General features: G+C 45.2%; 1 protein-coding gene. It reads left to right on the forward strand.

Features of this window, described 5'->3' with window-relative positions:
• The first annotated feature begins 116 nt into the window (after positions 1-116).
• A complete protein-coding gene (locus ABWY16_RS09010) occupies positions 117-3296 on the forward strand; it encodes a M1 family aminopeptidase (protein WP_353904315.1) in 3180 nt (1059 codons plus the stop codon).
• Positions 3297-3630 lie beyond the last annotated feature (334 nt).

Below are 3630 nucleotides of genomic sequence, written 5' to 3' on the forward strand. Positions count from 1 at the left end.
TAGGCAGGCTCAATATCCATGTTTATGCAGATAAAGACCCGGAAAATGGCTTTGAACCGCTTAAACCCGCTTTGGAGGATGTATACTTCCACTTGCTTACCTCAAACAACTAACTTATGATCGCTTTATTGAAATTTGAAATGGGCGCTTATCTCAAAAAGCCAGGCATTTATATCATCTTTGCTCTACTTTTAGCGCTTGGCTTTTTTGTCGGTTTGAAACTGTCTTTTAGCCCAGGGAACGAAATTTACCGAAACGCGCCTTACAACATCGCTAATATGGTAGGCTTGCTAAGCCTGACTGGGATATTTACCACGACTATTTTAGCTGTTCAGATTCACTTTAAAGAGCGCGACGCTCGATTTGGTCTGATCCTGTACGCTACGCCTATCTCCAAAACACAATATTTAAGCAGCAGGTTTTTTGCACTTTTCGGCCTTAGCTTCATATGTTTTATCCTACTTGTGGCCGGTTACTTAACCGGTCATTTAGCTGACAGTGACCGGCAGGCTTACCAAAAGTTCAATCTCTGGTTTTATCTGCAGCCCATCCTGCTACTGGCGCTTCCCAATATTTTTCTTTGCTCGGTATTGATCAGTGCAGTAGCATGGTTTAGCAGGAACAAATTGATGGTTTATTTAACCGGCTTATTCATCTACATAACATACCTGGTGGTGCTGACCTATTCCGGATCACCGATGATGGCGGGCGGTTTGCCACAGTCTACACAGGCGCTGGAACTGGCTGCAAAGGCTGATCCCTTTGGCCAGTCTGCTTTTTATCAGCAGACCAATCTTTGGACCGTAGCGCAAAAGAATACATTACTGCTACAACTGTCAGGAAATCTTTTGCTAAACCGGCTTGTCTATCTGACTGCTGCTGCAGCACTGATGTTAGCAGTCTATTCCAGATTCAAGTTTCAAGTTGATGACAATGATAACACTCGTTCCAAAAAAGCAGTGTCCGAACATGACAAGGGCAGCACAAGCTTTGCCTACAAGCCAGTTCCGGGAAAAATTGAAGGCGCGGGCTATCAGGCCAGCGTGCTCCGTAGTTTAGTTAAATTAGATACCAAACTGGTAATCAAAAGCATCCCATTTGTACTGATTGCGGTGGGCCTGATTTTCTATATGTGCATGGAATTCTATGGCAGCATTGACCAGGGTATCCGTTTGCCGGAGCAGCATGCCAGTACCGCCTTAATGGCCAACCGTATCGTCTATAATCTTCCGGGCTTGCTGCTGCTGGTGATATTATTTTATGCGCATGAACTATACTGGCGAAGTGCAGGCACAGGTTTTGATTTGATCGAGAACAGCACGCCTGTAACCAAAAGCACCTTGTTGGTAGCTAAATGGATCACACTGTCGACCGTTATTATCCTGCTGACTTCAATCATTGTTCTCACGGGTATCATCTTCCAGGTCATTTTCCAGTATACTATAATTGACTGGACGGTTTATGCTGCACTTTACTGGCTGATCGATTTACCCTTAGTGATTTCTGCGGGCGTAGTGCTCCTCACACAACACTGGGTACACCGTAAATGGTCAGGCCTGCTCATTACCTGCCTGGTGATGCTCCTGCTTACTACTTCAGCAGGGAAAACCGTAGGCATTTTACATCCGCTTTTACGCTTTCCCGCTGCCTATGCAGCAAAATATAGTGAAATGAATGGTTGGGATGACTACCTGCGAAGCTTTTCCTGGCGAATGCTATATGGAGTAAGCCTAACTGCCACTTTATGGATAGGGAGCACATCAGGCCGGAAGAACTTCTTAGGTCATAGCTGGCGTTTAGGCCTGTCGCTAATCCTCTGTATCCTGACCGGGATTTACATTTATAAGCAAACGCCTCCCTTAGAAACTGAACAAAGTCTGCACAGCCAGCAAACATATGAACAGCGGTACCGCAAATACAATGAGCTTCTTCAACCAGTAGTGACTACCGTGAATGCCAGTGTCGATCTTTACCCGGAACGGAATGCTTATCAGGTCAGCGGCCGGTATATCTTGAAAAACAAGAGTAACAAGCCTGTCGATTCGCTATTACTCAACTTTGACGAGGATGTAGTAATGGAGACGGCTACTTACCAACATGGCAGTTATAAGCAGCCAGTTAGCAATAGGACCGGCTTCCTAAGGCTACAACAACCGCTGATGCCTAGTGAGTCTGCCTTATTCCGTTTTTCATTTTCCTATCACTGGAGCGGGTTCACAGGCCACCAGTCGTTCAATGCAATTGTTCACAACGGTTCCTTCCTTCGGATCAGTAATTATTTCCCGCGGTTTGGGTACCAGCAGGAAAGGGAGATCGCCTCTGAGTCTGAAAGGCGCAAGCGGCACTTGGGCAAACAAACGCCACTTGTTAAATTAGAAGCGCCGCGTGGCAGGAACGATTTTATCAACCTGCAGATGGCCGTATCGGTTCCTTCAGGGCAAATGGTGGTTGGCGTAGGTGAACTGATATGCGAATGGCAGGAAAAGGGCCGGGATCACTTTCTTTACCGGTCAGACAGGCCCATTCCATTCCGCTTCGGTCTTTCCGCTGCCCGCTATGAAAAGAGGGTGGTTATCTACAAGGGCACAGTAATAGAAGTGTACTATCATAGCAGACACTTTGAAAATGTAAATAAACTGCTCCAAAATGCTTGTAGGACCATGGATTACTGCCAGTCAAATTTTGGCCCTTATCCTTTTAAAACCATCCGTTTCGCAGAAGTATCTTCCTTTACAGACGGGTTCGCCGGCACGGCTTATCCCGCCACCATATTCATGACCGAGCACTTGCTTTTTCATGATAACTTGCCAGGAGACAAAGGGCAGGATGTGATCAACGAACTTGCCGCCCATGAACTGTCACACCAATGGTGGGGCACTGCACAGCTTGCGCCAGACGAACGCGAGGGTTCGAAAATACTCACTGAAACTCTGGCTATGTACACCGAACTGATGCTGGCCAGGCATCTAGTGGGGGCTGCTGCGGTAAATGAAAAATTAGCTGTTCACGAAGCGATTTATTTGAGTGAACGTGGCTTTACCGAGCAAACTCCGCTCTTAAAAGTGAATTCCGATGACACCTATCTCTATTATTCAAAGGGACTTTTGGTAATGGCTAAACTGGAGCAATTAATCGGCGAGGAAAATGTCAATAAAGCCTTGAGAAACCTCTTGAGAAAATATGCCTATCCTTTAGGGCCACCAGTTGCCAGCGATTTATTAAACGAACTGCATCAGGTTACTGATTCGTCATTACATACCCAGATCGACGATCTGTTTTTAAAAATAAAATCCTGATCCAACAAAAGACACTGATCAGAAAACCCAGATACAAATTAACCAGTATAATAATTAGAGGTATAGCTCTTGTTTTCTAATAGGTGTTGGTTAAATAATATCGGCGGCCCCTGACGTGCTACTGCATATCATTGTAAATACTACCGATATGCAGTAGTAATTGTATTTCATAAGGATTTAGATTTTTGCAGCTGATTCTATGATCTGGTCGATAAAATAGTGCTGCTTCAATGCGTCGCTGAAATTACTTGCTTCCGATGTGCCATTTCTCTTATCCCTGGCAAATTTGCAACGTTACCAGTTTTCGCTTCGGATCGTTATAGGCTTTTTCAAT

This window comes from Pedobacter sp. (genome assembly GCF_040513095.1).
In the GTDB taxonomy this organism is placed as follows: Bacteria; Bacteroidota; Bacteroidia; order Sphingobacteriales; family Sphingobacteriaceae; genus Pedobacter.